We start from the raw sequence: 26,076 nt of genomic DNA, 5'->3' as shown, positions 1-26,076 counted from the left end.
GTGGAACAGAGCGATATAAATATAGGGCAAGTAGTAAAATCTACTCAGGGTAGAGATAAGGGAAGATTCTTTATCGTGGTAGAAATTATTGACAAGGAATATATCCGTATATTAGACGGCGACATTAGGAAAATAGATAAACCCAAAAAGAAAAAAATGAAACATCTGGTTAAGCTCAATATTATGTCTGAAGAGGTTAAAGATCGGGTTATAAACAATAAAAAGATGAATAATGCCTTTATAAGAAGAGAGCTTGAAAGACTAGGTGTAAATGCCTAGGTTCAGAATGGAGGTTTGATTGCCATATGTCTAAACAAGATGTAATAGAAGTAGAAGGTATAGTGAAAGAAGCTTTACCAAATGCTATGTTTATTGTGCAGCTTGAAAATGGTCATGAGATTTTAGCACATATATCAGGAAAATTAAGAATGCATTTTATTAAGATTTTACCTGGTGACAAAGTTACAGTGGAACTGTCACCGTATGACTTGACTCGTGGAAGAATAACATGGCGTAAAAAATAAATTTAAATACAAAAAGTAGATTTTCAAGTGTTCTGTTTGAAGGAGGAATAACAATGAAGGTTAGAGCATCAGTTAAACCAATCTGCGAAAAATGTAAAATCATAAAAAGAGATGGAAAAGTAATGGTAATTTGTGAAAATCCTAAGCATAAGCAAAAACAAGGATAATAATGCTAGTATTTTTAGAGATTTTATAGTATAATATGCTATTGTGGAAATTGATTCTTTTGAGCGGCTGCATCAGTATAAACTGATGTCAAAAGATCAAATAACAATATACTTTACAAACACAAAATTTACAAACAACAAAATTCATTATAAGTAAGACATTGACAGGTAATAACGATGGTACAAGAGAATTAGGAGGTGTAAATCACTATGGCCAGAATTGCTGGTGTTGACTTACCAAGGGATAAAAGAGTAGAGATAGGTTTAACTTATATATTTGGTATAGGCAGAAAAACATCTAATGACATACTAGCTGCTGCTGGTGTTAATCCTGACACTAGAATCAAAGACTTAACAGAAGAAGAGATCAATGCACTAAGAAAAGTTATTGATGAAGACTGCCATGTTGAAGGAGATTTAAGAAGAGAAATTTCCCTGAACATTAAAAGATTAAAAGAAATTAGATGCTATAGAGGTATTCGTCATATTAAAGGTTTACCTGTAAGAGGACAAAAAACGAAGACAAATGCTCGTACTCGAAAAGGTCCTAAGAAAACCGTTGGTCGTAAGAAGAAAAAAGCATAGGTAAGGAGGGGCGATAAGAATGGCAAAAGTTGCAAAAAGAAAAACCACTCGTAAAAGAAGAGAACGTAAAAACATAGAACGCGGTCAAGCGCATATACAATCTACCTTTAATAATTCCATTATTACACTAACGGATGTACAAGGGAATACAATTGCATGGGCGAGTGCAGGCCAGCTAGGATTTAAAGGCTCAAGAAAATCTACACCATTTGCGGCGCAAATGGCTGCAGAAACAGCTGCTAAATCTGCTATGGAGCACGGATTAAAAACTGTAGAAGTATTTGTTAAAGGACCAGGAGCTGGTAGAGAAGCTGCTATCCGTTCATTACAAGCAACAGGCCTTGAGGTTACTATGATCAAAGATGTAACTCCAGTGCCTCATAACGGATGCAGACCACCAAAACGTAGAAGAGTATAATAGAGATTTTAAGGATTAGGAGGTGCAAGAATGGCAAGATATACAGAGGCGGTATGTAGACTATGTCGACGTGAAGGTATGAAACTATACTTAAAGGGCGACAGATGCTATACAGATAAATGTGCTGTTAACAAAAGAAATTTTGCTCCAGGACAACATGGAACCAGTAGAAAAAAACTTTCAAACTATGGTATGCAATTAAGAGAAAAACAAAAAGCTAAAAGATTTTATGGAGTATTGGAAGCTCAGTTCAGAAAATACTTCGAGATTGCTGAAAAACAAGCAGGTATCACAGGTGAAAATCTTTTAAGAATATTAGAAACAAGACTGGATAATGTCATCTATAGATTAGGTTTCGCTTCTTCAAGAGCGCAAGCAAGACAATTAGTAGTCCACGGTCATTTCACTATCAATGGTAGAAAAGTAGACGTTCCTTCTTATATTGTAAAAGCTGGAGATGTAATTGCAGTTGGCGAAACTTCTACAAATTCTCCACAGTTTAAAGAACTGAAGGAAACCTTTAAAGGAACAGTACCGCAATGGGTAAGTGTAGATATTGAAAAGTTAGAGGGAAAAATTGTTTCACTGCCTTCAAGAGAAGATGTTGACATACCAATAGCAGAAAATCTAATAATTGAGCTATATTCTAGATAATAAATGATTAGAATCAGTTACCCTCAATATAGTACAGAACATATTAAAAGGAGGGTTTAAACGAAATGATAGAAATGGAAAAACCTAAAGTAGAAGTAGTTGAATTAAGTGAAGACTTTTCCTATGGTAGATTTGTGGTAGAGCCCCTAGAAAGAGGCTATGGCACAACCTTAGGAAATTCCCTTAGAAGGATTATGTTATCTTCTCTGCCAGGAGCAGCAGTAACCTCCATCAAGATTGATGGGGTATTACATGAGTTTACTACGATTCCTGGTGTAAAGGAAGATGTAACAGAAATCATCTTAAACCTTAAAAGTTTATCCGTAAGATTACATGGCGATGAACCTAAAACCATCAGAATTGAGTCAGAAGGAGAAGGTGTTGTTACAGCAGGAGATATTATTGCTGATGCAGATGTAGAGATTTTAAATCCAGAGCTGCATATTGCAACATTAGATACTGAAGGAAAGTTCATGATGGAAATTAATGTATCTAAGGGGAGGGGCTATATAGCCGCAGAGAACAACAAAACACCAGGAATGCCTATTGGGGTACTTCCTGTTGATTCTATCTTTACTCCTGTAAAAAAAGTAAGCTACTCAGTTGAAAACACTAGAGTAGGTCAAGTTACTGACTATGACAAATTGATTATAGAAGTATTTACTGACGGTAGTATCAAACCTGATGAAGCTATTTCATTAGCAGCTAAGATTATGAACGAACATCTCAATCTTTTTATCACTTTGACAGAGCATGTGAATGATGTAGAAATCATGGTACACAAAGAAGAAGATAAAAAAGAAAAGATGCTGGAAATGACAATAGAAGAACTAGACCTTTCTGTTCGATCCTATAACTGTTTAAAAAGAGCTGGCATTAATACCGTTCAGGAGCTTACGATGAAATCAGAAGAAGATATGATGAAGGTTAGAAACCTTGGAAAGAAATCTCTTGAAGAGGTACAAAAGAAATTAGCTGAGCTAGGCTTAGGTTTAAGACCAAGTGATGAGTAACTAGTAGTAAGGAGGGATAGTTATGGCTGGATATAGAAAATTAGGACGTGAAAGTGGTCATAGAGATTTGATGCTAAGAAACTTAGTAACAAGTCTTATAAAAAGTGGACGTATTGAAACTACTGACACTAGAGCTAAAGAAACTAAAAGATTAGCAGATAAAATGATTACTTTAGCTAAAAAAGGCGACCTTCATGCTAGACGTCAAGCATTGGCATATATGACAGATGAAACAGTTGTAAAAGACTTATTCACTGATATAGCTGCAAAATACCAAGATAGAAATGGTGGTTATACAAGAATCATTAAAGTAGGCCCTAGAAGAGGGGACGCTGCTGAAATGGTAATTCTTGAACTAGTATAAATAGACAAAAGGGATTAAGTCCATAAAACTTGGTCCCTGTTTTTTTGCTGAGATAAATAGTTGTGATAAATAATAGTTTTTAAAGAAAAAATAAGTTATAATATAGGATGAATCCTTAAGGATATATATCTAGATTAAAGCTGAGCTTGAGGTTAAGAGAGGGATATTTCTTAAAGTGAAGCTTATCTTTAAGTGAAAATGAAATGATGTTACAGAAAACAAAGAAATTGGGTATATATACCATATTAAAAGAAGAAAACTGGAAAACTATAAGCGAGGAGATCCTAATGAAATCAATGATAGAAGTAGAAAATGTGACCTTTCAATATAAAAATAACGAAGAAGAGATAAAGGCTCTAAAGGATATCTCTATAAAGGTGAAAAAAGGAGAGTTTGTAGTTATTATTGGACATAATGGGTCAGGCAAATCTACATTAGCCAAGCACATTAATGCTTTGCTATTACCTACAGAAGGCAAGGTAATGGTAAAAGATATGGATACAAAGGACGAAAGCAATATGTGGGATATAAGACAAACAGCCGGGATGGTTTTCCAAAACCCCGACAACCAAATTGTTGCCACAATAGTAGAGGAAGATGTTGCTTTTGGACCTGAAAACCTAGGTGTAACACCAGAGGAGATACGTAAGAGGGTAGATGAAGCTTTAAATATTGTAGATATGATAGAGTACAGAGAAAAAGCTCCTCATTTACTGTCTGGTGGACAAAAACAAAGAATCGCCATCGCTGGAGTGATTGCTATGCGTCCGGACTGCATCATCTTTGATGAGCCAACAGCTATGCTAGATCCGGTTGGAAGAAATGAAGTCATCAATACAATAAAGAAGTTAAATAAAGAAGAAAACATAACCATTATTCATATTACCCACTTTATGGAGGAAGCAGTAAATGCAGATCGAGTGATTGTAATGGAGGATGGGAAAATAGTATTAGAAGGCACTCCTAGAGAAGTGTTTACTCAGGTAGAGAAATTAAAAATATTAGGCTTAGATGTACCTCAGGTTACAGATTTAGCTCATGAGCTAGTGAAGGAAGGTATCAGCCTGCCAGCAGATATACTAACTGTAGATGAGATGGTGATGGAATTATGTCGATTAAAATAGAAAAATTAACCCATATCTATAATCCTAAAAGTCCCTTTGAAACAAAAGCTTTAGATAATGTTTCTATTGAAATACAGGATGGAGAATTTATAGGGTTAATAGGCCACACAGGCTCAGGAAAATCAACCCTTATCCAACATCTTAATGGTTTGATAAAGCCCAGTAGTGGTAAAATTATTATTAACAACCTAGATATTACAGATACCTCTGTAAAGCTGGTGGAAGTTAGGAAAAGAGTAGGCTTGGTATTTCAATACCCAGAACATCAGCTGTTTGAAGAAACTGTATACAAAGATATAGCCTTTGGGCCATTTAATCTTGGGTTAACTGAGAAAGAAATCAAAGAAAGAGTAAAAGAAGCAATGGAGCTAGTAAAGCTTTCTTATGATCAGCTAAAGGATAGATCTCCTTTTGAGTTGAGTGGTGGCCAAAGAAGAAGAGTTGCAATTGCAGGGGTATTAGCTATGCGACCTGAGGTATTGATTCTAGATGAGCCCACAGCAGGCTTAGATCCTAGGTCTAGAGACGAAATACTACAACAAATTAAAGTTCTTCATGAGAAATATAAAAACACTATTATTCTTGTATCTCATAGTATGGAGGATATAGCAAAGCTTGTAGATAGAATTATAGTAATGCATCGTGGCAAAGTGGCACTGACTGGAGCACCTAGAGAAGTATTCAAACAATCAAGCATATTAGAATCTATAGGTCTAGGTATTCCTCAAATTACTTTTTTAATGGATAAGCTTAAGGAAGCAGGAGTTCACTTAGGAGAAGATATTTTTACTGTAGAAGAGGCAAAGGAAGAAATCTTAAAATGGATAAGAGGTAAGAGAGATGCTTAAAGATATAACAATAGGACAACATTATCCAACAGGGTCAGCAATACACAAGTTAGATCCTAGAACTAAAATCTTAGTAACATTTGCTTTGATTGTAGGTTTATTTCTTGTAAAAAACTTTATAGGGTATATTTTTGTTGTGAGCTTTATTATTATGGCAACCATTATTTCTAAAATTCCCTTTAAATATATGATTAAAGGTTTAAAACCGTTATATATTTTAATTACCATTACATTTTTTATTAATGTGTTCATGACCAGCGGTGAAAGTTTATTCCATATAGGACCATTAAATGTAACAAGAGAAGGTTTATATCAAGCAGTATTTATGGCGATAAGGCTGATACTTTTGGTGGTAGGCACCTCCTTACTAACCTTAACAACATCGCCTATCATGCTGACAGATGGCATAGAGCATCTCTTGAATCCATTTAAAAGAATTGGAATTCCAGCCCATGAGTTGGCTATGATGATGACAATAGCCTTAAGATTTATACCTACCCTATTAGAAGAAACTGATAAAATCATGAAGGCACAAATTGCTAGAGGGGCAGATTTTGAAAGCGGCAACATTATTAATCGAGCCAAAAGCTTAGTGCCCCTTCTAGTCCCACTATTCATAAGCGCCTTTAGAAGAGCAGATGACCTTGCTATGGCAATGGAGGCTAGATGCTATCGAGGAGGAGATAACCGTACTCGGATGAAGGAATTAAGAATGGTAAAACAGGACATTGTAGGTTTTGCTGTAGCAGGGACATTAATAGCTGTGTTGGTGTTCTTAAGACTATAAAATCTTTAAACATAGATGGGACTGATTTCTATGCGAAACATTATGATTAAAATTGAATATGATGGCACAAACTACAATGGATGGCAGATACAACCTAATGGCATAACGATTCAGGGAGAAATTAAGAAAGCTTTAAAAAAACTAACTGGCGAGGATTTAAATATCAATGGTTCTGGCAGGACAGATGCTAAAGTTCATGCTAGAGGACAGGTGGCGAACTTTTACACAGCTTCCAATATTCCAGTAGGAGGTTTTGCTAGAGCCATCAATCACTTTTTGCCTCAGGATATTGCTGTTTTGGAAGCAAAGGAAGTATCAAAGGATTTTCATGCGAGATATTGGGCAGAGGGAAAGATGTATGGATACCAGCTATACATATATCCTCAAAGAAGTCCTTTATTAAGAAACCACAGCTATCATATCACCTATGAGTTAGATATAGCTAAAATAGAAGAAGCAGTTAAGCTTTTTATAGGCACCCATGATTTTAAAGCCTTTATGTCCAGCGGCAGCAGCGTAAAAAGTACAATTCGAACAATAAAGCATATAAAGCTAGAAAGACAGGGTCACTGTATTTGGTTGGAATTTGAAGGGAATGGGTTTTTATATAACATGGTGAGAATCATAGTAGGGACTTTAGTGGAAATAGGCAGTGGTAAGAGAGATTTAGAGATAGTAAAGAAAGCTTTAGAAACAGGTGACAGAAGAAATGCGGGACATCTTGCTCCACCCCAAGGTTTATTTTTAGAGAAAGTATTTTACCCCTTGACACACTAGGGTGGTTGTATTAAAATATATGAGTGTATGTAAATAAGGATCCACTAGCCCCGGGTCTTATTCATATAAATACCACTAGAGGACTATGTAAGAAAACAGATGATTTTTTAGGAAATCTAGAAGGAGGGAAAACGATGAAATCATATATGGCGAAGCCAAATGAAGTGGAAAAGAAATGGTTTGTAGTTGACGCTGAAGGTAAAACCCTAGGTAGATTATGTACAGAAATTGCAAAAATATTAACAGGTAAAAACAAACCAGAATATACACCTCATGTAGATACCGGTGATTTTGTAATTATTGTAAACGCTGAAAAGGTTGAACTAACAGGTAAAAAACTAGATCAACAATTCTATACTTATCATACAGGACATCCAGGAGGGTTAAAGCAAGTGCCTTTCAGAAGAATGCTTGCTGAAAAACCAGAAAAATTACTTTTCAATTCAGTAAAAGGTATGCTTCCAAAAACAAGACTTGGCAGACAAATGATTAAAAAACTTAAAATATATGCTGGTCCGAACCACAATCATGAAGCTCAAAAACCAGAAGTATTAGATATCTAATATTTATCAGATACGAAAGGAGGAGAAAATAGATGGCAAAAGTAGCGTATTATGGAACAGGTAGAAGAAAAAAATCAATTGCTAGAGTTAGATTAGTTCCTGGTGAAGGAAACATTACTATAAATAAACGTGATATTGAAGAATATCTAGATTATGAAACACTAAAAAGAGAAGTAAGACGTCCATTAGACCTGACAAACACTACAGCTAAATATGATGTTATCGCAACCGTTAAAGGTGGAGGCTTCACAGGCCAAGCTGGTGCTTTAAGACATGGTATATCAAGAGCACTAATAAAATCCGATGATGAATTAAGAGGGGTTTTAAAAAAAGCTGGTTTCTTAACAAGAGATGCAAGAATGAAGGAAAGAAAGAAATATGGTTTAAAAGCAGCAAGACGTGCTCCACAATTCTCAAAGAGATAGTAAAGTTAAAAATGAAAAACCTCCAAATGCTTATATTTGGAGGTTTTGTTCTTTCTAAGAATCTATTAAAACATACTAAAAATTACATAAAACTAACATAAAACTAACGCATAACTAACAAAGTACTAAATCAGATCGATAGCCTTCTTTAATTGTTCTATATCCTTATGCGTATAAATATTAGCAGTGGTTTGATAGCTAGCATGTCCTATTATCTTTTGTAGTGCTACAGTATCAGCTCCAGCGTTACCCATCAAAGTGGCAAAGGTGTGTCTACAGTCATGTGGTTTGTGATCCATTCCCAGTTGCTCCATAATTGGGATGAATTTTTCTCTATAGTAATTATCGTATTTTAGCATATTACCTTCTATATTCATCAAAAAGTATTTATTTAAAGATACTCTATTTTCTACTAAGGGAAGTATCTTACTACTTATAGGAACAATCCTATCTTTTCCTGCTTCTGTCTTTATTCCACCTATTATAGTTCTATTGTCTAAGTCAATAGCCGCGTTTTCCAATATTAGCAGTTCACCTATTCTAAGGCCAGTATAAATCATGATCAAGATAGTATCTACAAACTCAATATGATCTACTACTTCGAACAATCTTTTTATCTCCTTAGAGGTAAATGACTTTCTAGTACTGCCTTCTGTATTTTTACCGATATCCACATAATCAGAATAATCTTTAGTAACAATATCATTCTCCATGGCAAACTTATAAAGTTGATTAAATAATACCTTTATTTTTCTAAGGGTGCCATGGCCCTTACCACAAGTCCTAATCACATCCTGCATATGCTTAGCTCTTATCTCAACAAACTTGATATTGTGTAGTACTTCAGAGGTTTTAAAAGCTGCATTATATCCATTTATATTAGATTTTGAAATAGTAGGATATTTTCCTTCGTTCCATTTCTCAAATACTTCAGCAAATGTAATCGTAGAAACCTTCATGTCATAAGGATTCTTGTTAAATTCAGCAAGTGCATTAAGAGCATCTGGCCTTTTCTCATAATAACCTATTGTTTGATAAAGTTGCTTTCCATTCTCATCCCATCCTATAGTCTTTCTAGCAATCCAAGGCTTACGCCTATTACCTGAAAGCTTATACACACTACCGTAGCCATTCGGTAATCTCATAGCTACTAATCAACCCCTTCCATTATCTATATTATTCAAAATGCCTATAAACCCATAATGGACTAAAAAATAAAGTATAATTTCCAATAGTATGCGAATAACCATATATTCCTTTAAAATGCTCTATAGCCATATCTATAAATTCTTCAGTCACTTCTAAAAATTCTGCTAACTCATGACGATCTCTTACCCCAGCATCAAAAGCATCGATAAACTGTTCTACACGAATCAATTTTTTAATAGCCCACCTACGAGCCTTAAGTTCCTGTTTTCTATTATTGATTTTAGATTGATCTAGTATATTACCACTTGTTCTATGATAATGACCAAGTTCCTCAGCCAAAACACAAGCTTTCTCAGTAGAGTGTTTAATAATTTTACTAATACCAATCTTATTATTTTTACACAAACCTTTAGATTTTGACTTAAAATATTTTTCGACTACTATAATGTTCTTATCTTCTGCATGTATAAGCAATCTTTCATATGTATTCATTTAGATCACCTCAAGTTTTTTTATAACTCCTCTAAATCCTGTTTCATTAACTCTTGTTGCTCTTCTGAATTATCATCATTGTGAGCTGCCATTAACTCCGGCTCTTTATTTTCTAGTTCAATTTTTAAATTTCTCTCATATTCAAGAAGGTTAGAAATGGTTTTATCTATAGATTCTTTTCCAGAGGAAGTTAAAGTTCGATAGCTTTTTATAAGTTTCATTTCATTTGGGCTTAAATATTGCTTTTCTTTATTTTCTATTCCATACATCTCATTTATTGTTACGCCAAATATTTTACACATCTCTAAAAGAATTTCTATATCTACTGCATTGGTTCCGCTTTCCCAACTAGATATTGCATTATGCTTAACACCTAATTTTTCAGCAAGTTGCTTTTGTGTTAATTTATTCAGTTCTCTAAAGCATCTTATGTTATGAGATATCTTTTCTTTTATGGTTTTTAAATGTTTCATGTATAATCAGCACCTTTCACCCTTTTCTATATATTACAATTTTTAATCCGAAATTACAATAAAAACTTCATAAAACATGAAAATAAGTGTTGACACTTCATAATATATGCATTATATTATAATTAACTTCATGAAATATGAAATAAAGACGAGGGAGGAGATGGCTAAATGAATAATTTTAGTATTGGAAAAAAAATAAAAAAGTATATAGATAGCAAAGGATTGAAACAGTCTTTCGTTTCTGAGGCTACAGGAATACCTCAACCAATATTAAGTGCGATGTTAAATGAAAAAAGAAATATATATGCGCATGAATATGCTTTAATCTGTAAAGTTTTAGGGGTTTCGCTAGATACTTTTGTACCAGACGAGCAAGTAGCAACCAAAGAAGCGATATAGAGGAGGTGAGGAAGAGTGAGATCGAGCAAAAAGCATTTAGTACAATTATTAAATACAAACTTTGATGAAAAAGACAAAGAAATTGTTGTAACCTTTAATTATGAAAATGAGAAAAGGGATGACGAAATTAAAGCTCAAAATGATGTAGCTAATTACTTAGATAGAGTAAAAGAGTATAGAAACAAAGCTAAAAATAGACAGTAGAAGTCAACGCTTACTCCTACTGTCCTAAAAAATCAACCTATACACCTATCAATAGTATTCATCAGCCTAGATATTATCTCGTTAAATCTAATAGAATCAGCATTAATATTAATATCACTAGTATTAACATCAGAAACATTGTCTTTAAAATAATCGAGAGCATTGTACATTATCAAGTATTGGTTTTCTGTGAAATTTGAGTCTTTGTTATTGAGTATAGCGATTATATTAAAAGCAACTTTATTAATATCTAGTTTATGTTGTTGTGGAATATCTTCAATTTCATTAGCTATGAATAACTTAAGAGATTCAGTCAAGATAGCTTTATCTTCACTTGTTAAAGAAAACTTAGATTGTAAGCTCAAAATAGTTCACCCCCTTCCATAGGTATATTTTACCATTAAGGGTAGAGACGAGCAAGTAGCAAGCAATGAAGCGATATAGAGGAGGTTTAACTATGCCAGAAGATAACAAGAAAAAAATATCAGTTAAAGATGCAGCGGAAATCATGGGAAAGTCTCAACAATTCGTAAGGATTGGATTACAAAGAGGACTATTACCTTTCGGAACTGCAGTAAAAATGAGTTCCATGTGGACCTATTATATATCACCTAAGCAGTTTCATGAGTATGTAGGTGATGACGAACAAGCAACAACCAAAGAAGCGATGTAGAGGAGTCGGAATGGATGATAGGTGATGTGTACGATTACAACAGTCAAAGAGTTTATATTATGTCCGGAGAAAAGAGAATCATCATACCTTTTGTAGGCTCACAAGAGTACCAAGAAGCCTTAAAAAATGGTATGAGGATTGGTGCAACTGTAGTATTTGATAATCAAAAAAATAGAATAATAAGGTTTTTATAGGAGGTGGGGAAGATTGGAAAAAACATTAGAGCAAAGAATAGGGGAGCTAGAAAAAAAGGTAGCTGTTCTTGAAAGGCAAGTTCAAGAGCAGCCTGTGGAAAAAATTATTGATAAGTTATATGAAAGCCTAGCACTTGTAACAAAGGATTCTATTTAGATTTATTAATCTCTTTATGATATTTTTCAATCATAATTGTGCAAACTTCAGAAGCTATTCCAATATAAAGCTCAATTGTTTTTTGACTACTTGAACCATCGTTAACCTTGATTAATGACTTGTTACATTCTTCTATAGTATTTAGCTTTAACTTTTCAAAATTCAATCAAATCACCTCCTTCCTACTACAAAATTCTGCAGGAAGAGAGGGAAACCTTTATAAATAAATCGACAAAACACTACAAATGAAAGGGGAGCAAGCCATGAAAGATATAACAGTAATGAATCAAAATGGGAGATTATTAGTGGATAGTAGAGATGTATCAGCAATGGTAGAAAAAGAACATCGACATCTACTAAGAGACATAAGAAATTACATTGAAGTTTTAGCTGAGTCCAAAATTGGGCTGAGTGATTTCTTCTTAGGAGGAACCTATGAGGACAGCACTGGAAGAAAATTACCTCGTTATTTACTTACAAAACAAGGTTGTGAAATGGTAGGAAACAAAATGACCGGAGAAAAAGGCATCGTATTCACCGCGAAATATGTACAAGCCTTTAACAGGATGGAACTAGAACTAAAACCTACCTGTATAGAGGACCTAATCATAATGCAAGCTCAGGCCATGAAAGATGTGAAACTACAATTAGAGCAAGTAACAACCAAAGCAACTGAAGCAGAGAATAAAGCTGTAGAGGTCCAACAAGAAGTGCAGGCTATGAGAGATATTGTCGCTCTTAATCCTAACAGCTGGAGAAATGAAGTGAACTCTCTAATCAATAAGATTGCAAGAGTAAGAGGTGCCACAGCACAAGCCTATAGAGAAGTAAGGGAAGAGAGCTATAAGCTCCTGGACCAAAGAGCAGGAGCGAAGCTAAATATTAGACTTACAAACAGAAGACGAAAAGTACTAGAGGAAACAGGTAGCAAATCAAGGGTTGATAAGCTCACAAAAGTAGATGTAATTGCTGATGATAAGAGGCTCACAGAGGTTTACATAGCTATCGTAAAAGAGATGGCCATAAAATATAAGGTCGCATAAATAAATGAAAAGCATAGTACAACCCAGTTATTTAATAGGTCGTAGTGGAGGTGATTGATGTGAAAGAAATAGAAAAAGGTAATAAAGTTGCAGAATGGATGCAAGGCAATGTAAAAGTAGAGGTTTACGATGGTGCCTATGCAGGTAAAAGCAAAGAAGAAATAGACAAAGTACTTGAGAGGATATCAGAAACCATCTCCAAGATTGCACATGCTGCAGCTAATGAGGAGATAGACATAGGAGATTAATCAACGTCTTTGTCTTAACATAAAGTAGGACAAGCATATAAAAGAAAGCGGAGGTGTGAAAATTGAAATCAGAAACATGGGAAAGAATCGATAAGCTAACAGAGGCTCAGACAGCTAGGGTAGAAGAGATTGTCGTAGAGGACACCCGCCTAAGTATTGAATTCTTGGATACTAGAATCACCTGTGAAAGAAAAAAAGAAATAACAGCACAAATAGAGGCTCTGAGAACTGAAAGACTAGAGTTAATAGGAGAATAGCGGAGGGGGATTATTTGAAGCATGGTAAGAGGCTAACTAGAAAGCAAAAGGAATTTTTAACATCAAAGAGGCTGGACCATAAAAATTGGTTAAATGTAAAAAATACCTCAACAGAAATGATATTTGTACATAGGATCAGTGGTAAAACTAGTGCATTTTATAAGGAGGTGTAAATAACAATGACTGTTGAATTAGCGGACAAGCTGTACAGAGAACATGGATTAATAAGTATTTGTAATGATGGGAAATTTATAGACTTTGCAAATTATCTAGAAAAAGAAAAACCCTTACCGCCGGCAAGCAAATAAGGGATTTAGAAATATTATTACTTAGAGTATAACAATTTACAGGAGGGGAGTCAATTGGAAAAGCATTGGATCATTCGAGAAGCTGAAAAAGAAAAAACACAGTCAGGAGACTTAGATCTCATGTATATAGGAGCCATTGATACAATTTTGAATATGGGATTAAAGAAATCAGAACAGCTAGAAACGATTAGAAAAATAAGTAAAGCTTATAAAGAAGCCTTGGAGATAGTTAAGAATCATGTTGTTTAGAGGAAGAGAAAAAGGGGGAATAAGCTTGAAAATAAAAAAGAGAACAGCTGTTAACCTGGCATACATATTAGTTTTTATGATGGTAGTAGCGGGATTTAGAGGTACCATTAATGACAAAAACAGAGACATTGTCATACTGAACGAAAAAAATAGCATGCTATTGAATGACATTAAAGAGATGAAGAATAAGGAAGAAGTTTTAAAAGAAATAGCACTTAGAGATAAGAGAAAGATTCAACAACTCCTGGAAGAAAATGAAAAGCTTAGAATCATAAGGGCACGGGTTACAGCTTACGCTCCATCAGAAAACATTAGTGGTATCTGTGCGGATGATAATCCAGAAGTAACTGCCACAGGTACCAAGCCCAGAGTGGGGATAGCTGCAGCAGATCCTGAAAAACTTGAGTATGGGACAAAGCTATATATCCCAGGCTATGGAGATGCAATTATAGAGGACACTGGAGCTGCACTTAGAAGAAGCAGCGGTGCAAGGTTAGATGTAGTAATGAATACGCATGAAGAGGCTATGAAATGGGGAGTAAAAGAATTAGACATAGTTCTACAGATGTAATTATCCAGAGGAGGACAAAGTGAAAAGAGGTAGCAAAGATATGAATAAACTACCGAAAAAGATTAGAATCGTTAAAGCCTCATTTGAAACCTACTGGTATGCAGATTGTATAGGAATGGTACTTGGAGTAGTCGGAACATCTAGAGGAAGATATTCAACAGATTACAAAAATAAGAATGGCTTATACATGGTAGTACCAAAGGATTGTGAAGTGGTTGAAGAGTAAAGGTTTAAATGAAAAAACACATAAAAGAAAACACATTACTCTCACTTAGACATGCAGTGTAATGTGTTTTCCATCAAAAGTTTTCATTTAAATCTTTAATTTAATTCTAAAGCAAATCCATTGAAAAGTCAACAAAAAGGACATTCTACATAGGTGTTTTCGGACTCGTAATAGGTATTATTTTATCGACTATAGTAATAGTTAATCAATATTATCAAGTGAAAACACAATCTAATAATTTAATAGTAATCAAAAATATTATTTCTATTTTCTCCTATATCTATAAAAAAAGATTAAGGGGGCCAGGGAGGAAAAAAGAAATGCCATACAGAGAGAAAAAAATATATTCTGGAGGAATGCTCGAGGTAGAAATATATCCTATAAGCAAAAATCAAAAAAAACAGCCAAGAGCAAAAAAAGAAAAACTATCATTACCAAAGCAAAAAAAGCTGAATGACAAAAATGCAAAAAAACATTTAATCAGATTAATCAATACAAATTTTACAGATAAGGATCTAGCGGTCCATCTTACATATATAGATAAAGAATTACCCAAAAGTGAAGAAGAGGCAAGAAAAGATGTAACAAACTATATCAGGCGAGTAAAACATTATAGAAAGAAAAATGGACTAGAAACTCTAAAGTATATAGCGGTAATTGAGTACAAAGAAAAAGAGGAAGAAGGAAAAGAAGTAAGGCTTCATCATCACATAGTAATGAGTGGTATGGATAGAGATATAGTAGAGGAACTCTGGACAAAAGGTAGAGCAAATGCAGACAGACTAAAAGCGGATGAGTTTGGATATGAAGGACTGGCCAGATATATTACTAAGGATCCTAGAGGATCTAAGAGATGGACCCAATCAAAAAATCTAAAGCAGCCAAAGGTAAAGGTGAACGATAGCAAATACAGCCGGAAGAAAATAGAAAAAATAGTAACATCACAAGAGGATAAAGAATTTTTCACTAAGTTATATCCAGGATATTTCTTGAACTCCTGCAAGGTAGATATAAATGAAATTACAGCTGGTACTCACATCTATATAAAAATGAGGAAGCTGCAAATATAAAATAAGGGGAAGCGTGGATTAAATTTTATACCTGTAGAAAGAATGGTAGAGATTATGTCCAGGAATGGGATTATACTAAATTATTTAGCTGCATTGTATGAGATGTAGTATTTGAATTATGAGTAATAAAGGGGTGAAAAAATGATAGTAAGCTGGTTTAGTGCTGGGGTTAGTAGTTTTATATCTGCATATCTAGAAAAAGATAACTTAGATAAAATGCTATATATTCACATAAACGACCAGCACGAAGATAGTATAAGATTTTTAAAAGACTGTGAGAAAGCACTAGGTTTTGAAATAAAAATATTGCAATCAAGGTACAAGTCAGTAAGAGAGGTTATCCAGCAATTTAGATACATCAACGGAGCCTATGGTGCAAAGTGTACTGAAATATTAAAAAAGAGAGTTCGCAAGGAATGGGAGCATGATAAAAAGGATTTAACTTATATTTGGGGCTATGATGTAGGGGAAAGACATAGAGCAGAAAGGCTACTTGAAACAATGCCACAGTTTCAACATAAATTTCCACTCATAGAAAGGAATCTCACGAAAGAAGATTGTCATGGAATGCTTAGAGAGTTAGGTATTAAAAGACCTATCATGTATGATTTAGGCTACAGAAATAATAACTGTATAGGTTGTGTGAAGGGTGGCATGGGTTACTGGAATAACATTCGGAAAGATTTTTCGGAAGTATTTGAGGAAAGAGCAAAGCAGGAAAGAGTAATAGGACATAGTTGTATAAAAGGCATATTTTTAGACGAACTAGACCCATACCGAGGAAAATTAGAAGATGAAGTTATGGAGGAATGTAGCATTTTATGCCAGCTTAATATATGACGCACTTCAATATTTTGATGAAGCAAAGGGGGTGTTTAGGTTGGACCTTTTACAAGATAATTACAGTACACTACTAATTGCTATATTTTGCAACTGTAGTATAGAAACTGCTTTTAGAAAGTTGGATAATCCTAACTCAAAAAAACCAGCCCAATTAACCCAAAATGATGTAGAGGATATGTATAAATTGAAACTGCAAGGCCTGACATACAAAGAAATAGGAGAAATCTATTATATTGATCAACATGTAGTGTTTAAGAGAATAAAAAGGTATAAAGAAAAAAACAAAGGTGGGATGATATGAAAGATAGATTTAAACTAGTAGAGGTAAACTTTGCCTATGGGGAAAATATAGATCTTTTCTTCATAGACAGCAAAACAGGTACATGGTATTTAGCTTATGTTTCAAATGCCGGTATATTACATGACATAGTAGACTATACCAATGGATTAGCAGGAAAAGGTATAAATCCAGAAATTAAAACTACAATACGTCTTAAAATTAAAAGCATTAGTTTGGAGGATATTAAAAACAGGAAAATCGAAGGTGTATACTATAGGGATTGTTAGTTTATTAAAAGAAAGTGAGGATAAAATAATGGGTGATTTAGGCCACTGTAAATATTGCGGAGAAGTAATTATGTTAGATTATTCAGAAGAGGCTACAAAAGAAGAAAAAATAAAAATGGCAACTAAATTTTGCAAATGTCCTCAGGCAAGTATGGAAGCTGACAAGAACTTGAGATTGAAAGGGCAAAACAGAGAATAGCACAACTATTTGGAGAAGATGCAACAGACATGGGAATTGATCCTATTCCTAAAGAGGAAATTCATAATTTGATGAATATAATCGTTGAGTTAATATCAAAACAATTGATTAGAGGAACTATGATTGAGATTGATGGTGTAACAAAAGCAAAAATATCAACTTCTGCAAAGGGAAAATTAATATTGAGAGGGCTCAAGCTATAAAGTATAAGCTTGAAGCCTAAGTAATCAGAAGGGGGATATATATTTTGTGGAAATAAAAGAATTAAAACTAAGTGAAGCTTTAATAATTATAGAGGATAGACAACCATTAGGAAAATTTTATTCCTTTGATGGAGCAAAGGATATATATGTGGGAATAGACACCAGCAGAGGTGATATAAGAACCAAGAAATTTAGAAGTATTACAGAATGCATGCAATGGTTAAATGGAAAAGAGCAGCAATATAAAATAGGAGAAGAATATGAGTTGATAGAAGGAAAAAAGACAAAAGAGTGCATCATTGTCCAGGAATGCCAGGAGTACATAACAATGCGAGCAAAAGATAAGAGTTATCGCATAAGCATTGAAAAATACAAGCTTGCAAATGGCCATATAAAGTTAATTTTAAAGGGAGGTAGTAAGAAAATGGGAATAAAAAAGAATGATAGAGATTATGACAAAGCTAAAGAGCTAGCTACGTCTACAGAATATACAGCTGGAAAAATAAAGAAAAAAACTGGAATAACTTGGGGTACAGCTCAAAGCTATATTGAAAAATATAGAAAAAAACAAGAGGAAATCAAAAAGGAAGAGGTTCAAGAGGATAGAGAAAAAACAGGTCAAAATACTAAAGAATTAAACAAAGAAAGAACAACAGTTTTAGCTCTAAAGAAGGTGTTAGTGGGGAAGCTTACAGGGACACATTATGAGATTAAGAAAAATGGTGTCATCATAGAAGAAGGTTTTCAGAATGCGTTAATTTGTAGAGAGACATTAGGAGCTATTATTCAAGAATTGGAAGAATTGAAAATGATGATAAATTAGGTAGAGGAGGATCAAGATGAGTATACTAAAGTGCTCATGCTGTAAAAGATCTTCCAAAAGCATTACAGAATTAATCGTCATAGGGAATAGATCCTACTGCAGCAGGTGCATAAAAAATATAAGGGTTAGAAAAACGGGGTTAAAAGTTAATTTCTATACAAATTTAGGAGCAAGGTGTTTCGTAGAAACAAGAAATAGAGGCTATGCAGTAGAGGAATATAATATAAAAGAATTATGCATTGGTTAGGGAAGGCACAAAGGGGGAAAAATATATGACTAAGAAGGACTTACAAGAATATTATTGGCTACAGCGTAATATCCAAAAGCTAGAAGATAAATTGTTAGAATTAGAGACAAAGGCTACAAAAATAACAACTTACATCACTGATGAACCTAAAAGTACTAATAATAATTCTGATAAAATATCAAATGTTGTAATGAAGATAATAGAGGTACAACAAAGAATAAATAAGCAACTAGAAAAGTCTTATGAGATATTAAGGAAAATAGAAGAGGCTATAGAGATATTACCAGAGAGGGAGCGGTATCTAATTAGGTTAAGGTATATAGATTGCAAAAGCTGGGAGCAGATAGCCGTGGATATGAATTATAGCTGGCAGCATATACATAAAATACATTCAGATGCTTTAAAATTATTAGCTAGAAAAAGATGCGAGTAAATGCGATAGTATTTAGTGGTAATATGATATTAGTAGATAATTATAAAAAAGGCGGTTAGGATTCTGGCTGCCTTTTTCTTATACCCTTTTGGAGGTGGTCATCATAGAAAAGCATAAAACTAAAGTAAAATTTGATAACAGAAAGATAGTTTGTGCATCTGAGATTTTATGTACAGATTGCCCAGAGAGGGATAACTGTGAAGACATAGATATCTACATAGAGGAAAAGTTTGAAGGTGTAAAAGACTGTATGACACACAATTCTTATGAGAAAAAGAAAGGGAAAATCAAACAGAAAAGGCGGGAGAGATAAAAAAGTAGCTGAAATAATTCAACTACTTTTTTTATTTATTATTTAAAGTGGGGCTGGAGATTAGCCCTTAGTTTTCTAATTCAATTATTATTCGAATGACTAAAATAAGAATTAAAAATTCAAAATGAACTTTTCTCCAACGACACTTTTCTCTCATATGATGACCTCCAAAGTATGGGTTATAAATATTTTAAAGTATCTCTAAAAAGTATACATATTAATTATGATATATATGTCGAAATTTGCTATCAAAAGATAGAGGAAATCTTTTTTCTATGTAGAATGATGACTTAGATAGGAGGTATAAGCATGCAGAGAATAGGTCCATATTATGAGTACAATGATATAGAAATGTTTATTAAGAAATATAAAATTAATAAACTTCCTGAAGAATGTCCCATGTGCCATAATAGTATTCAACCAAAAATTGTGTCAGTTTATGAATATGGAGAGAATAAATATTACACCTATAATATATTGCAGGTAGCATTTATATGTACTAGCTTAAAATGCAGGGAATTATTTATAGCTTATTATAGAAAAGAATCGTATCCGATAGGAAGCATTATAGGATATGAGCTGTATAAATCTGCACCAAGTAAGCATCGAACAATTGATTTCAATGATATAATTGATAATATATCAAAAAAATTTTCTGAGATATATAATGAAGCTCATATAGCTGAGATGTTGAATCTAAATCAAATATGTGGGCCTGGATACAGGAAAGCTTTAGAGTACTTAGTTAAAGACTATGCAATTTATAAAAATCCTGATAGAGAAAGTGATATTAAAGATCCTAAAAAATTATTAAGTCATTGCATAAGAGAATATATTGAGGATGTTAGGATCAAGGAACTTGCTAATAGAGCTGCTTGGATTGGGAACGATGAGACGCATTATTCAAAATTATGGGTAGATAAAGATATTAATGATTTGAAGAATCTTATGAAAGTCACGCTTAATTGGATCGAAAATGATGTAATAACTAAAAAATACTTGGAAAGCATGCCTAAAAAATAATAGATATTGAATAACTTAGAGTCAACATACCCTTTATGTCGAAATTTGCTATCGAAAGATAGAGGATTAATAAACCTTTTGACGAATTTGTGGGTGAAAGGGGTGATTGCTTTGAGTAAAACAATAAACTTTTATAATGTTGCAATATTTAAGGATAATCAAAAAACTGATTTGGAATTTTTAAGATTTATCGATGAAGTAGCAATGTTTCCTTGGGACCATAGAGTAAGAAGGATTGGAGAAAATATTGCAGCAATGTTTCCTTTGCACTTTAATGATTCTCATAGAGAAAAAAGAATTATACCTTTTGGTAAATTTAGGAGAAACTATAAACCTTTTTTAGGCAGTGTGGGTACTTCTGATTTAAGAGCTATTCAGAATAACATTGATATTGTAGAGCTTGTTACGATGGTTTATGATCAACGATATAGAACTGCAGTATTAGACTATAATATGCAAGGATTAAAGTCAAAGAATATTGAAGAATACTTCACCTCTTTTATTCATAGAATAGAAGGATCGGAGTGGGAAATAAAACTTATACCTATTATATCGAGAAGAGGCCAAGAGGATATAGAGAGAACAATGCAAATCCGTTATCTAGAAATAAAATTGAAACTTGATAGGTATAATCAGAATATTATCGATCAAGGGGTGCGTATTAATAATCCAGGACATCAGTTAATATTAGATGTACTCGATAGATTTGGAACTGCTAATACTAGCATTGATGCAAAAAATTTAAAATTAGAATTTAATGTTGGACAAGGTAGAGAAGCAACTATGAATCTTGAAACAATTAAGCAATTAATAAATATACTAAATTTAGACAATGATTATATAGATAGTGTTAAAGTGAAATATAGGGATACAAATACAAGAAAATTAGATACAATAGATTTAAAAGATATAGGTAAACAATTTAAAGATAAAATATTAGAAAATGATGATAATAATAATCCAGCTTCAGAATACATAGGTAATACAGTTGTTGGATTATACCAAGGATATGAAGGAACATTATCCCAAAGCTATAGGGAATTTATAGCTGATATGGTAACTAGTGATTTTCCAAGGTTAGTTAGTGAGCCAAGGGAGGCAAATAGAATTCCGCCAGAAAGGGAATAGGTGATAAAATGGAAAATCAAAAGCCTAACTCAATTAGTAAAGTTCATAATTTGATAATTGAAAAAGGTTTGCGATTTATTCCTTTAGGTTTTATTTTAGTAGCAGTTATTATAAAGTTTTTTTCATTCCAGATCGGATCTGTCGAGCTGTTCTATATTGGTGTGCATAAGTTTTTATCAGAAATAATATTTACTCAAACAAGGCTAGAAATGTTAAGTACTATTTCAGTGGTGTTAATAGGTTTTAATGTTACAATTATGTCTGTATTTGGGTCTAGCTATTCCCAAGCTATCATTAGAATTTCTGAAGAAAATCTCAGTGCTAATTTTATCACTTATTCAAAGAACTCATTGGTAGCATCATTTGTTTTTTTCATTATAACAATGTTTTTTGATGCAATCCCATTGGAGTTTTTTATATTTATATATACAACTTCTTTTTTAACTATTATTGTAGAATTTATTAGATTTACAGCAGTTGTATTAAAAATGTATGAAGTAAATATAGATAGTGCATCAGATGCTGTTAAAATTCAAGAAGAAGAAAGAAAAGAATTGATAGGATTATTACGAGAAATAAAGGATATTTATAGCATACAAAATATACAATCAAATACTGATCACTATGACAAGATGAAAGAAGCAATGAAAAAGGAAAAAAAGACAGCAAAAAAAATCTAGTATTGATACTTAACAGAGCCAATAGGCTCTTTTTCTTTTGGAGTAAAACATATGAAAAAAGAATTGCTAAAAGCAATCATAGAGGGTAATGTAAGAAAATTTTACAAAAGTATAGAATGGATAAAGAAAAGAGCAGAAATACTCTTAAGGGATAACAATGAATGTCAGAAATGTAAAAAGAAAGGATTGTTTTCATTAGCTGAATGCGTTCATCATATTAAGCATCTAAAGTCGCATCCAGAGCTTGCATTAACAGATAGCAACTTAATAAGCTTATGCAATGCATGTCATAATGAAGAGCATCCTGAAAAATTAAAAAAGATTGAACCTAAAAAGAAATTTAGCAATGAAGAACGTTGGGAATAGGCATACCCCCGGGTCAATAAAATCGATTTACCTCAAAAAGCCCAGGACCGGATGCCATACATGGTTCTGGAAATTTTTTAAAATTTCTCGCATATAGGGGGGTGGTGGTGAGTTGACAGAATTAGAAAAATTAAGAAAAAAAATTGAACGAGCTATAAACAAACAAATGAAAGAGAAAAAAATAGATAAGCATGCTCACTACAAGGACCTAGTTAAGGATTACCTATCTCTGTGGGATATAAAAAACAAATTAATTCAAGATATAGAATTTAGAGGAGTATCTATTAAGTGGTCCAATGGCGACAGCCAAGGAGGGTATAAGAAAAACGAAAGCATATCAGAGCTGCTAAAAGTAAATAAGCAAATGCTGACTATCCTTCATGACTTAGGCATAAGAGCATCTGATTTGAAAGTAGTTGAGGAAGATGAGGAATTATAAATATCATGAATTTATAGATACTTGGATCGATGCAGTAGAGAAGAAAAAAGTTCATAGCTGTAAAGAACAAAAGTTATTAATGAAATTTGTTAAAAAAGTTTTAAAAGATAAAAATGTAGTAATAGATAAAGATAAAATTTATGAAGCAGTAGAGGTTGTAGAAAAGTATTTTCCTTTCAAACTAGAAGACTTTCAGAAATTCTTTTTTTCTTTTGTAGCTGGAGTATTTTACAAAGATACTGGCGACATAGTATTTGATGATTTCTTTGTGTATATGGGTAGAGGTGGTGGAAAAAATGGATTGATCTCTTGTACATCCTTTTACCTGCAAAGTGATAAACATAACATAAAAAATTATGATATTGATATAGTAGCAACATCTGAAAAACAAGCAAAAACAAGTTTTGAAGAAGTCTATCAGGTAATAGAGGATATTCCTAAACTACAAAAATTATTTTACAGAACTAAAGAAGAAATAACTTATAAGAAAACTAATTCAACACTAAGATATTGTACATCTAATGCGAAAACTAAAGATGGAGGTAGACCAGGAGCAGTAATATTTGATGAAGTTCACCAATATGAAAATTACGATAATATAAAGGTTCATATTGGAGGATTAGGGAAAGTTGAAAATCCAAGAAGGTTTTCGATAACTACTGATGGTGAAGTAAGGGAATCTGTGCTAGATGATTTAAAAGAGAAAGCTAAAAGAGTATTACTGGGGGAAGATCCACACAATGGATTTTTCCCTTTTATATTTAAAATGGATAATGAAAAAGAAGTAGAGGATCCAGAACTATGGGAGAAATCTATTCCTAGAATTAATCATAATAGGACATTAAAAAGAACTGTCATGAAAGAATACAATGATATGCATCAAAGTTCAGAGTTGAAAGTAGCTTTTTTAACCAAAAGGATGAATTTACCCACGCAAAATGAAGCTAAAGCTGTTGCAGAATGGGTAGAAATAAAAGCAACAAATCAACCTATACCAGATTTAATAGGACAAGAATGTATAGGAGCAGTAGATTACGCTGATTTAAAAGATTTCTGCTCTGTTGGATTACTCTTTAAAAAAGATGGTAAAAGGATATTTAAGCAGCACACATTTATACATGAGAAAAGCATTAAATTTACCAAGTTTAATATTGATATAAAAGAAGCTGTAGACTTAGGGTTGGCAACTATAGTACGTGGAGAGCCGATTATACCTCCTAAATTAATAGTTGATTGGTTTAAAGAACAAGCTATCTCCTATGTAATAAAAATGGTTGTTGCTGATAGATATAGATACGCAGGATTAAAAGAAGCCTTTGAAGCTGAGGGAATAGAATTTCATGGAATACCCAGTGGTTATATAACACATAACAAATTACATCCTCTAATAACTCAATTGTTTGCCGGTGGGTTATTAATATTTGGGGATGACAAATTAATGAGATGGTATGTAAACAACTGTTATGTTCAAACAGATAGCAAAGGAAATAAATCATACCACAAGATAGAGCCTATCAAAAGAAAAACTGATGGGTTTTTCTGTTTTCTACATGCTATGAGCAAAGATGAGGAACTTGTTGAAGTGGGAGAATTTACTTCCTATGACGTTATTACATTTTAAATACTAGGAGGTGAATTAATGGCAGTATGGGATTGGTTTTTAGGATTATTCAAAGATGATGGTACGTTAAAGTTAGATGCTTATTGCGGGGAACTTGCTGGAGAAATATTTTATAAAGAATTAGCTGTCCAAGCATGTGTAAATTTAATAGCTAATGCAGTTGCAAGAAGTGAATTTCTTACTTATGAAAAAGGAAAAGAGAAAAAGGGTGAGAACTACTACTTATTTAATGTGGAGCCTAATCAAAATAAATCCTCTAGTAAGTTCTGGAGAGATGTAATCCATAAACTTGTATATCACAATGAATGCTTAGTGATACAACAGGATGAAAAATTTTATGTAGCAGACAGCTTTGATCCTGTGAAATTTGCTTTTAAAGAAAACATCTATAAAAACATAGTCATAGAAGACTACAAACTAAAAGATACTTATAAAGAATCACAAGTATTTCATTTTGAGCTACACGATGAGAAAATTAGAACAGTAATAGATGGATTATATGCATCTTACTCAAAATTAATTATAGTTAGCAGTGCTAATTATAAAAAGAATAATGCTAGAAGAGGAACTTTAGAAATACCCACAAGTTATCCTCAAACCGATAAAGCACAAAAAGATCTAAATGAGCTGCTAACATCTAAATTCAAAAGATTTTTTGAAGCTGAGGGTGGAGCTGTTTTACCGTTAACCAACAACATGAAGTATGATGAATTAGAAAGCAATATAGGGAAAAAAAGTGGAGCTGATGGAAAGGATATAAGAGCTTTTATAGATGACATATTTGACTTTGTAGCCATAGCTTTACAGGTGCCCCCGCAGTTATTAAAAGGGAATGTGTCTGATACAGATAAGGCAGTAAACAATTTTTTAACCTTTTGTGTAAACCCTATAGCTGAATTATTGACTGATGAAATTAACAGGAAGCTATATGGCAAAAAGTTATATTTAGAGAGGACCTATGTCAAGCTAGACACTTCCAGGATTAAAGCAGTAGATATTAAGGATATAGCTAATGCATTAGATATACTAACCAGAATAGGTGCTTATTCTGTAGATGATAGTCTTAGAGCCTTAGGCATGGAACCACTTGAAACTGAATGGAGTAAAGCTAAGTGGATGACCAAGAATTATGAAAGAATTGAACAGAGGTATAAAGGAGCTGGTTAAGTTGGAAAAAGGTAAAAAGATGATTTGTGAATGTTTAGAATGGGGGAATGAAAAAATTAGAT

The 26,076-nt window shown here is 33.2% G+C and carries 48 protein-coding genes; 43 read left to right on the top strand and 5 right to left on the bottom strand.

The features are described 5' to 3' along the window. The 14 genes from BMX10_RS13615 to rpsI all read left to right on the top strand — a co-directional run bounded on the left by BMX10_RS13615 (position 1) and on the right by rpsI (position 8,249). On the top strand, positions 1–279 hold the full coding sequence (locus BMX10_RS13615) for a KOW domain-containing RNA-binding protein (protein WP_090445348.1): 279 nt from the start codon (positions 1–3) through the stop codon (positions 277–279). A 26-nt stretch (positions 280–305) separates the two neighbouring features. Then, the gene (infA, locus tag BMX10_RS13610) at positions 306–524 is read left to right on the top strand and encodes a translation initiation factor IF-1 (protein WP_090445345.1); all 219 of its coding nucleotides are present in this window, start codon (positions 306–308) and stop codon (positions 522–524) included. 53 nt (positions 525–577) lie between these two features. Further along, positions 578–691 carry a 50S ribosomal protein L36 gene (rpmJ, locus tag BMX10_RS13605; RefSeq protein WP_090445341.1) on the top strand — a complete coding sequence of 38 codons (114 nt, stop codon included), beginning with the start codon at positions 578–580 and terminating at the stop codon, positions 689–691. 210 nt (positions 692–901) lie between these two features. Beyond that, positions 902–1,276, top strand: a complete 375-nt coding sequence (rpsM, locus tag BMX10_RS13600; protein WP_090445337.1) for a 30S ribosomal protein S13 — start codon at positions 902–904, stop codon at positions 1,274–1,276. 19 nt (positions 1,277–1,295) lie between these two features. After that, positions 1,296–1,694, top strand: a complete 399-nt coding sequence (gene rpsK / locus BMX10_RS13595; protein ID WP_090445331.1) for a 30S ribosomal protein S11 — start codon at positions 1,296–1,298, stop codon at positions 1,692–1,694. Positions 1,695–1,724: 30 nt separating this feature from the next. After that, a complete protein-coding gene (gene rpsD / locus BMX10_RS13590; RefSeq protein ID WP_090445328.1) occupies positions 1,725–2,348 on the top strand; it encodes a 30S ribosomal protein S4 in 624 nt (207 codons plus the stop codon). Between the two features lie 65 nt (positions 2,349–2,413). Then, the gene (locus BMX10_RS13585; protein ID WP_090445325.1) at positions 2,414–3,361 is read left to right on the top strand and encodes a DNA-directed RNA polymerase subunit alpha; all 948 of its coding nucleotides are present in this window, start codon (positions 2,414–2,416) and stop codon (positions 3,359–3,361) included. Between the two features lie 22 nt (positions 3,362–3,383). Then, complete coding sequence (rplQ, locus tag BMX10_RS13580) at positions 3,384–3,725, top strand: 50S ribosomal protein L17 (protein WP_090445322.1); 342 nt, start codon at positions 3,384–3,386, stop codon at positions 3,723–3,725. 287 nt (positions 3,726–4,012) lie between these two features. Continuing rightward, positions 4,013–4,849, top strand: coding sequence for an energy-coupling factor transporter ATPase (locus BMX10_RS13575; protein WP_090445438.1), 837 nt, complete (start codon positions 4,013–4,015; stop codon positions 4,847–4,849). After that, complete coding sequence (locus BMX10_RS13570; protein ID WP_090445319.1) at positions 4,834–5,697, top strand: energy-coupling factor transporter ATPase; 864 nt, start codon at positions 4,834–4,836, stop codon at positions 5,695–5,697. The genes BMX10_RS13575 and BMX10_RS13570 overlap by 16 nt, the downstream gene beginning before the upstream one ends. Beyond that, positions 5,690–6,484: an energy-coupling factor transporter transmembrane component T family protein gene (locus BMX10_RS13565; protein ID WP_090445316.1), complete on the top strand. Its 795-nt coding sequence runs from the start codon at positions 5,690–5,692 to the stop codon at positions 6,482–6,484. The genes BMX10_RS13570 and BMX10_RS13565 overlap by 8 nt, the downstream gene beginning before the upstream one ends. Positions 6,485–6,514: 30 nt before the next feature. Then, positions 6,515–7,261, top strand: coding sequence for a tRNA pseudouridine(38-40) synthase TruA (truA, locus tag BMX10_RS13560; RefSeq protein WP_090445313.1), 747 nt, complete (start codon positions 6,515–6,517; stop codon positions 7,259–7,261). A gap of 134 nt (positions 7,262–7,395) precedes the next feature. Then, a complete protein-coding gene (rplM, locus tag BMX10_RS13555; protein ID WP_090445435.1) occupies positions 7,396–7,824 on the top strand; it encodes a 50S ribosomal protein L13 in 429 nt (142 codons plus the stop codon). A gap of 32 nt (positions 7,825–7,856) precedes the next feature. Next, positions 7,857–8,249 carry a 30S ribosomal protein S9 gene (gene rpsI, locus BMX10_RS13550; RefSeq protein WP_090445310.1) on the top strand — a complete coding sequence of 131 codons (393 nt, stop codon included), beginning with the start codon at positions 7,857–7,859 and terminating at the stop codon, positions 8,247–8,249. 125 nt (positions 8,250–8,374) lie between these two features. Here rpsI and BMX10_RS13545 read toward each other — a convergent pair whose 3' ends face one another. Genes BMX10_RS13545 through BMX10_RS13535 form a run of 3 tightly spaced genes read right to left on the bottom strand, consistent with a single transcriptional unit; the run spans position 8,375 to position 10,363 of the window. Then, entirely contained in the window at positions 8,375–9,394 is a 1,020-nt protein-coding gene (locus BMX10_RS13545) for a tyrosine-type recombinase/integrase (RefSeq protein WP_090445307.1), read from the bottom strand. 31 nt (positions 9,395–9,425) lie between these two features. After that, on the bottom strand, positions 9,426–9,890 hold the full coding sequence (locus tag BMX10_RS13540; RefSeq protein ID WP_090445305.1) for an ImmA/IrrE family metallo-endopeptidase: 465 nt from the start codon (positions 9,888–9,890) through the stop codon (positions 9,426–9,428). 20 nt (positions 9,891–9,910) lie between these two features. Further along, complete coding sequence (locus tag BMX10_RS13535) at positions 9,911–10,363, bottom strand: helix-turn-helix transcriptional regulator (RefSeq protein ID WP_090445303.1); 453 nt, start codon at positions 10,361–10,363, stop codon at positions 9,911–9,913. A gap of 168 nt (positions 10,364–10,531) precedes the next feature. On the opposite strand from BMX10_RS13535, the gene BMX10_RS13530 reads away from it, so the two are divergent. Together BMX10_RS13530 and BMX10_RS13525 are read left to right on the top strand one after the other, a co-directional pair. Continuing rightward, positions 10,532–10,762, top strand: coding sequence for a helix-turn-helix domain-containing protein (locus BMX10_RS13530; protein ID WP_090445300.1), 231 nt, complete (start codon positions 10,532–10,534; stop codon positions 10,760–10,762). Positions 10,763–10,777: 15 nt separating this feature from the next. Further along, entirely contained in the window at positions 10,778–10,966 is a 189-nt protein-coding gene (locus BMX10_RS13525) for a hypothetical protein (protein ID WP_090445297.1), read from the top strand. Between the two features lie 32 nt (positions 10,967–10,998). Here BMX10_RS13525 and BMX10_RS13520 read toward each other — a convergent pair whose 3' ends face one another. Then, a complete protein-coding gene (locus BMX10_RS13520; protein ID WP_090445294.1) occupies positions 10,999–11,331 on the bottom strand; it encodes a hypothetical protein in 333 nt (110 codons plus the stop codon). A gap of 92 nt (positions 11,332–11,423) precedes the next feature. On the opposite strand from BMX10_RS13520, the gene BMX10_RS13515 reads away from it, so the two are divergent. From BMX10_RS13515 to BMX10_RS18075, 3 genes are read left to right on the top strand one after another with little or no spacing between them, the layout of a single operon-like run. Then, a complete protein-coding gene (locus tag BMX10_RS13515) occupies positions 11,424–11,639 on the top strand; it encodes a hypothetical protein (protein WP_090445291.1) in 216 nt (71 codons plus the stop codon). A 14-nt stretch (positions 11,640–11,653) separates the two neighbouring features. Next, complete coding sequence (locus BMX10_RS13510; RefSeq protein WP_090445288.1) at positions 11,654–11,833, top strand: hypothetical protein; 180 nt, start codon at positions 11,654–11,656, stop codon at positions 11,831–11,833. Positions 11,834–11,846: 13 nt separating this feature from the next. Next, on the top strand, positions 11,847–11,990 hold the full coding sequence (locus tag BMX10_RS18075; RefSeq protein ID WP_170834827.1) for a hypothetical protein: 144 nt from the start codon (positions 11,847–11,849) through the stop codon (positions 11,988–11,990). Here BMX10_RS18075 and BMX10_RS18070 read toward each other — a convergent pair. Further along, positions 11,983–12,156 carry a hypothetical protein gene (locus BMX10_RS18070; protein ID WP_170834826.1) on the bottom strand — a complete coding sequence of 58 codons (174 nt, stop codon included), beginning with the start codon at positions 12,154–12,156 and terminating at the stop codon, positions 11,983–11,985. The genes BMX10_RS18075 and BMX10_RS18070 overlap by 8 nt on opposite strands. Positions 12,157–12,253: 97 nt before the next feature. Here BMX10_RS18070 and BMX10_RS13505 point away from each other — a divergent pair, with 97 nt between their 5' ends. The 24 genes from BMX10_RS13505 (at position 12,254) to BMX10_RS13400 (ending at position 26,014) form a co-directional block, all read left to right on the top strand. Then, positions 12,254–13,033: a Rha family transcriptional regulator gene (locus BMX10_RS13505; protein WP_090445284.1), complete on the top strand. Its 780-nt coding sequence runs from the start codon at positions 12,254–12,256 to the stop codon at positions 13,031–13,033. Between the two features lie 59 nt (positions 13,034–13,092). Next, on the top strand, positions 13,093–13,281 hold the full coding sequence (locus BMX10_RS13500) for a hypothetical protein (RefSeq protein WP_090445281.1): 189 nt from the start codon (positions 13,093–13,095) through the stop codon (positions 13,279–13,281). A gap of 62 nt (positions 13,282–13,343) precedes the next feature. Continuing rightward, a complete protein-coding gene (locus tag BMX10_RS13495) occupies positions 13,344–13,538 on the top strand; it encodes a hypothetical protein (protein WP_090445277.1) in 195 nt (64 codons plus the stop codon). A gap of 14 nt (positions 13,539–13,552) precedes the next feature. After that, positions 13,553–13,711: a DUF6906 family protein gene (locus BMX10_RS18610; protein ID WP_408633604.1), complete on the top strand. Its 159-nt coding sequence runs from the start codon at positions 13,553–13,555 to the stop codon at positions 13,709–13,711. Positions 13,712–13,717: 6 nt separating this feature from the next. Then, positions 13,718–13,846 carry a hypothetical protein gene (locus BMX10_RS18490; RefSeq protein ID WP_280140776.1) on the top strand — a complete coding sequence of 43 codons (129 nt, stop codon included), beginning with the start codon at positions 13,718–13,720 and terminating at the stop codon, positions 13,844–13,846. A 54-nt stretch (positions 13,847–13,900) separates the two neighbouring features. Further along, the gene (locus BMX10_RS13490; RefSeq protein WP_090445274.1) at positions 13,901–14,095 is read left to right on the top strand and encodes a hypothetical protein; all 195 of its coding nucleotides are present in this window, start codon (positions 13,901–13,903) and stop codon (positions 14,093–14,095) included. A gap of 25 nt (positions 14,096–14,120) precedes the next feature. Further along, the gene (locus BMX10_RS13485) at positions 14,121–14,666 is read left to right on the top strand and encodes a 3D domain-containing protein (protein ID WP_170834825.1); all 546 of its coding nucleotides are present in this window, start codon (positions 14,121–14,123) and stop codon (positions 14,664–14,666) included. 19 nt (positions 14,667–14,685) lie between these two features. After that, positions 14,686–14,892, top strand: a complete 207-nt coding sequence (locus BMX10_RS13480; RefSeq protein ID WP_090445268.1) for a hypothetical protein — start codon at positions 14,686–14,688, stop codon at positions 14,890–14,892. Positions 14,893–15,212: 320 nt separating this feature from the next. Then, the gene (locus tag BMX10_RS13475) at positions 15,213–15,962 is read left to right on the top strand and encodes a rolling circle replication-associated protein (protein ID WP_090445264.1); all 750 of its coding nucleotides are present in this window, start codon (positions 15,213–15,215) and stop codon (positions 15,960–15,962) included. Positions 15,963–16,103: 141 nt separating this feature from the next. Continuing rightward, positions 16,104–16,802 carry a phosphoadenosine phosphosulfate reductase domain-containing protein gene (locus BMX10_RS13470; protein WP_090445261.1) on the top strand — a complete coding sequence of 233 codons (699 nt, stop codon included), beginning with the start codon at positions 16,104–16,106 and terminating at the stop codon, positions 16,800–16,802. A gap of 40 nt (positions 16,803–16,842) precedes the next feature. Next, entirely contained in the window at positions 16,843–17,106 is a 264-nt protein-coding gene (locus BMX10_RS13465) for a hypothetical protein (protein ID WP_090445258.1), read from the top strand. Next, entirely contained in the window at positions 17,103–17,372 is a 270-nt protein-coding gene (locus tag BMX10_RS13460) for a hypothetical protein (protein WP_090445255.1), read from the top strand. Before BMX10_RS13465 ends, BMX10_RS13460 begins: the two co-directional genes overlap by 4 nt. Then, positions 17,350–17,571: a hypothetical protein gene (locus BMX10_RS13455; protein ID WP_090445252.1), complete on the top strand. Its 222-nt coding sequence runs from the start codon at positions 17,350–17,352 to the stop codon at positions 17,569–17,571. Before BMX10_RS13460 ends, BMX10_RS13455 begins: the two co-directional genes overlap by 23 nt. A gap of 29 nt (positions 17,572–17,600) precedes the next feature. Then, the gene (locus tag BMX10_RS18065) at positions 17,601–17,774 is read left to right on the top strand and encodes a hypothetical protein (protein WP_170834824.1); all 174 of its coding nucleotides are present in this window, start codon (positions 17,601–17,603) and stop codon (positions 17,772–17,774) included. 46 nt (positions 17,775–17,820) lie between these two features. Then, entirely contained in the window at positions 17,821–18,597 is a 777-nt protein-coding gene (locus BMX10_RS13450) for a hypothetical protein (RefSeq protein WP_090445249.1), read from the top strand. Positions 18,598–18,613: 16 nt separating this feature from the next. Continuing rightward, positions 18,614–18,844: a hypothetical protein gene (locus tag BMX10_RS13445; protein WP_090445247.1), complete on the top strand. Its 231-nt coding sequence runs from the start codon at positions 18,614–18,616 to the stop codon at positions 18,842–18,844. A 25-nt stretch (positions 18,845–18,869) separates the two neighbouring features. Beyond that, complete coding sequence (locus BMX10_RS13440) at positions 18,870–19,277, top strand: sigma factor-like helix-turn-helix DNA-binding protein (protein WP_090445244.1); 408 nt, start codon at positions 18,870–18,872, stop codon at positions 19,275–19,277. A gap of 622 nt (positions 19,278–19,899) precedes the next feature. Further along, positions 19,900–20,613, top strand: a complete 714-nt coding sequence (locus tag BMX10_RS13430; RefSeq protein ID WP_090445239.1) for a DUF4145 domain-containing protein — start codon at positions 19,900–19,902, stop codon at positions 20,611–20,613. 111 nt (positions 20,614–20,724) lie between these two features. Further along, positions 20,725–21,741 carry a DUF6731 family protein gene (locus BMX10_RS13425; protein ID WP_090445236.1) on the top strand — a complete coding sequence of 339 codons (1,017 nt, stop codon included), beginning with the start codon at positions 20,725–20,727 and terminating at the stop codon, positions 21,739–21,741. A gap of 8 nt (positions 21,742–21,749) precedes the next feature. Continuing rightward, a complete protein-coding gene (locus BMX10_RS13420) occupies positions 21,750–22,421 on the top strand; it encodes a hypothetical protein (protein ID WP_090445233.1) in 672 nt (223 codons plus the stop codon). A gap of 51 nt (positions 22,422–22,472) precedes the next feature. Further along, a complete protein-coding gene (locus BMX10_RS13415) occupies positions 22,473–22,787 on the top strand; it encodes an HNH endonuclease (RefSeq protein WP_090445231.1) in 315 nt (104 codons plus the stop codon). A gap of 112 nt (positions 22,788–22,899) precedes the next feature. Further along, positions 22,900–23,226, top strand: a complete 327-nt coding sequence (locus BMX10_RS13410; protein WP_244272724.1) for an RNA polymerase subunit sigma-70 — start codon at positions 22,900–22,902, stop codon at positions 23,224–23,226. Continuing rightward, positions 23,213–24,847, top strand: coding sequence for a terminase large subunit domain-containing protein (locus BMX10_RS13405; RefSeq protein ID WP_090445229.1), 1,635 nt, complete (start codon positions 23,213–23,215; stop codon positions 24,845–24,847). Before BMX10_RS13410 ends, BMX10_RS13405 begins: the two co-directional genes overlap by 14 nt. An 18-nt stretch (positions 24,848–24,865) precedes the next feature. After that, positions 24,866–26,014, top strand: coding sequence for a phage portal protein (locus BMX10_RS13400; protein ID WP_090445226.1), 1,149 nt, complete (start codon positions 24,866–24,868; stop codon positions 26,012–26,014). The last annotated feature ends 62 nt before the right edge of the window (positions 26,015–26,076 follow it).

The sequence above is a fragment of the Natronincola peptidivorans genome (genome assembly GCF_900111615.1).
In the GTDB taxonomy this organism is placed as follows: Bacteria; Bacillota; Clostridia; order Peptostreptococcales; family Natronincolaceae; genus Natronincola_A; species Natronincola_A peptidivorans.
This window is presented reverse-complemented; position numbering and strand designations above follow the sequence as displayed.

Bases quoted from the DNA above. Each gene is read 5' to 3' on its own strand.
- infA (WP_090445345.1), top strand. From the start codon at position 306: ATGTCTAAACAAGATGTAATAGAAGTAGAAGGTATAGTGAAAGAAGCT.
- rpmJ (WP_090445341.1), top strand. From the start codon at position 578: ATGAAGGTTAGAGCATCAGTTAAACCAATCTGCGAAAAATGTAAAATC.
- rpsM (WP_090445337.1), top strand. From the start codon at position 902: ATGGCCAGAATTGCTGGTGTTGACTTACCAAGGGATAAAAGAGTAGAG.
- rpsK (WP_090445331.1), top strand. From the start codon at position 1,296: ATGGCAAAAGTTGCAAAAAGAAAAACCACTCGTAAAAGAAGAGAACGT.
- rpsD (WP_090445328.1), top strand. From the start codon at position 1,725: ATGGCAAGATATACAGAGGCGGTATGTAGACTATGTCGACGTGAAGGT.
- BMX10_RS13585 (WP_090445325.1), top strand. From the start codon at position 2,414: ATGATAGAAATGGAAAAACCTAAAGTAGAAGTAGTTGAATTAAGTGAA.
- rplQ (WP_090445322.1), top strand. From the start codon at position 3,384: ATGGCTGGATATAGAAAATTAGGACGTGAAAGTGGTCATAGAGATTTG.
- BMX10_RS13575 (WP_090445438.1), top strand. From the start codon at position 4,013: ATGAAATCAATGATAGAAGTAGAAAATGTGACCTTTCAATATAAAAAT.
- BMX10_RS13570 (WP_090445319.1), top strand. From the start codon at position 4,834: ATGTCGATTAAAATAGAAAAATTAACCCATATCTATAATCCTAAAAGT.
- BMX10_RS13565 (WP_090445316.1), top strand. From the start codon at position 5,690: ATGCTTAAAGATATAACAATAGGACAACATTATCCAACAGGGTCAGCA.
- truA (WP_090445313.1), top strand. From the start codon at position 6,515: ATGCGAAACATTATGATTAAAATTGAATATGATGGCACAAACTACAAT.
- rplM (WP_090445435.1), top strand. From the start codon at position 7,396: ATGAAATCATATATGGCGAAGCCAAATGAAGTGGAAAAGAAATGGTTT.
- rpsI (WP_090445310.1), top strand. From the start codon at position 7,857: ATGGCAAAAGTAGCGTATTATGGAACAGGTAGAAGAAAAAAATCAATT.
- BMX10_RS13545 (WP_090445307.1), bottom strand. From the start codon at position 9,394: ATGAGATTACCGAATGGCTACGGTAGTGTGTATAAGCTTTCAGGTAAT.
- BMX10_RS13540 (WP_090445305.1), bottom strand. From the start codon at position 9,890: ATGAATACATATGAAAGATTGCTTATACATGCAGAAGATAAGAACATT.
- BMX10_RS13535 (WP_090445303.1), bottom strand. From the start codon at position 10,363: ATGAAACATTTAAAAACCATAAAAGAAAAGATATCTCATAACATAAGA.
- BMX10_RS13530 (WP_090445300.1), top strand. From the start codon at position 10,532: ATGAATAATTTTAGTATTGGAAAAAAAATAAAAAAGTATATAGATAGC.
- BMX10_RS13515 (WP_090445291.1), top strand. From the start codon at position 11,424: ATGCCAGAAGATAACAAGAAAAAAATATCAGTTAAAGATGCAGCGGAA.
- BMX10_RS13510 (WP_090445288.1), top strand. From the start codon at position 11,654: ATGATAGGTGATGTGTACGATTACAACAGTCAAAGAGTTTATATTATG.
- BMX10_RS13505 (WP_090445284.1), top strand. From the start codon at position 12,254: ATGAAAGATATAACAGTAATGAATCAAAATGGGAGATTATTAGTGGAT.
- BMX10_RS18490 (WP_280140776.1), top strand. From the start codon at position 13,718: ATGACTGTTGAATTAGCGGACAAGCTGTACAGAGAACATGGATTAATA.
- BMX10_RS13475 (WP_090445264.1), top strand. From the start codon at position 15,213: ATGCCATACAGAGAGAAAAAAATATATTCTGGAGGAATGCTCGAGGTA.
- BMX10_RS13470 (WP_090445261.1), top strand. From the start codon at position 16,104: ATGATAGTAAGCTGGTTTAGTGCTGGGGTTAGTAGTTTTATATCTGCA.
- BMX10_RS13460 (WP_090445255.1), top strand. From the start codon at position 17,103: ATGAAAGATAGATTTAAACTAGTAGAGGTAAACTTTGCCTATGGGGAA.
- BMX10_RS18065 (WP_170834824.1), top strand. From the start codon at position 17,601: ATGGGAATTGATCCTATTCCTAAAGAGGAAATTCATAATTTGATGAAT.
- BMX10_RS13445 (WP_090445247.1), top strand. From the start codon at position 18,614: ATGAGTATACTAAAGTGCTCATGCTGTAAAAGATCTTCCAAAAGCATT.
- BMX10_RS13440 (WP_090445244.1), top strand. From the start codon at position 18,870: ATGACTAAGAAGGACTTACAAGAATATTATTGGCTACAGCGTAATATC.
- BMX10_RS13430 (WP_090445239.1), top strand. From the start codon at position 19,900: ATGCAGAGAATAGGTCCATATTATGAGTACAATGATATAGAAATGTTT.
- BMX10_RS13420 (WP_090445233.1), top strand. From the start codon at position 21,750: ATGGAAAATCAAAAGCCTAACTCAATTAGTAAAGTTCATAATTTGATA.
- BMX10_RS13415 (WP_090445231.1), top strand. From the start codon at position 22,473: ATGAAAAAAGAATTGCTAAAAGCAATCATAGAGGGTAATGTAAGAAAA.
- BMX10_RS13405 (WP_090445229.1), top strand. From the start codon at position 23,213: ATGAGGAATTATAAATATCATGAATTTATAGATACTTGGATCGATGCA.
- BMX10_RS13400 (WP_090445226.1), top strand. From the start codon at position 24,866: ATGGCAGTATGGGATTGGTTTTTAGGATTATTCAAAGATGATGGTACG.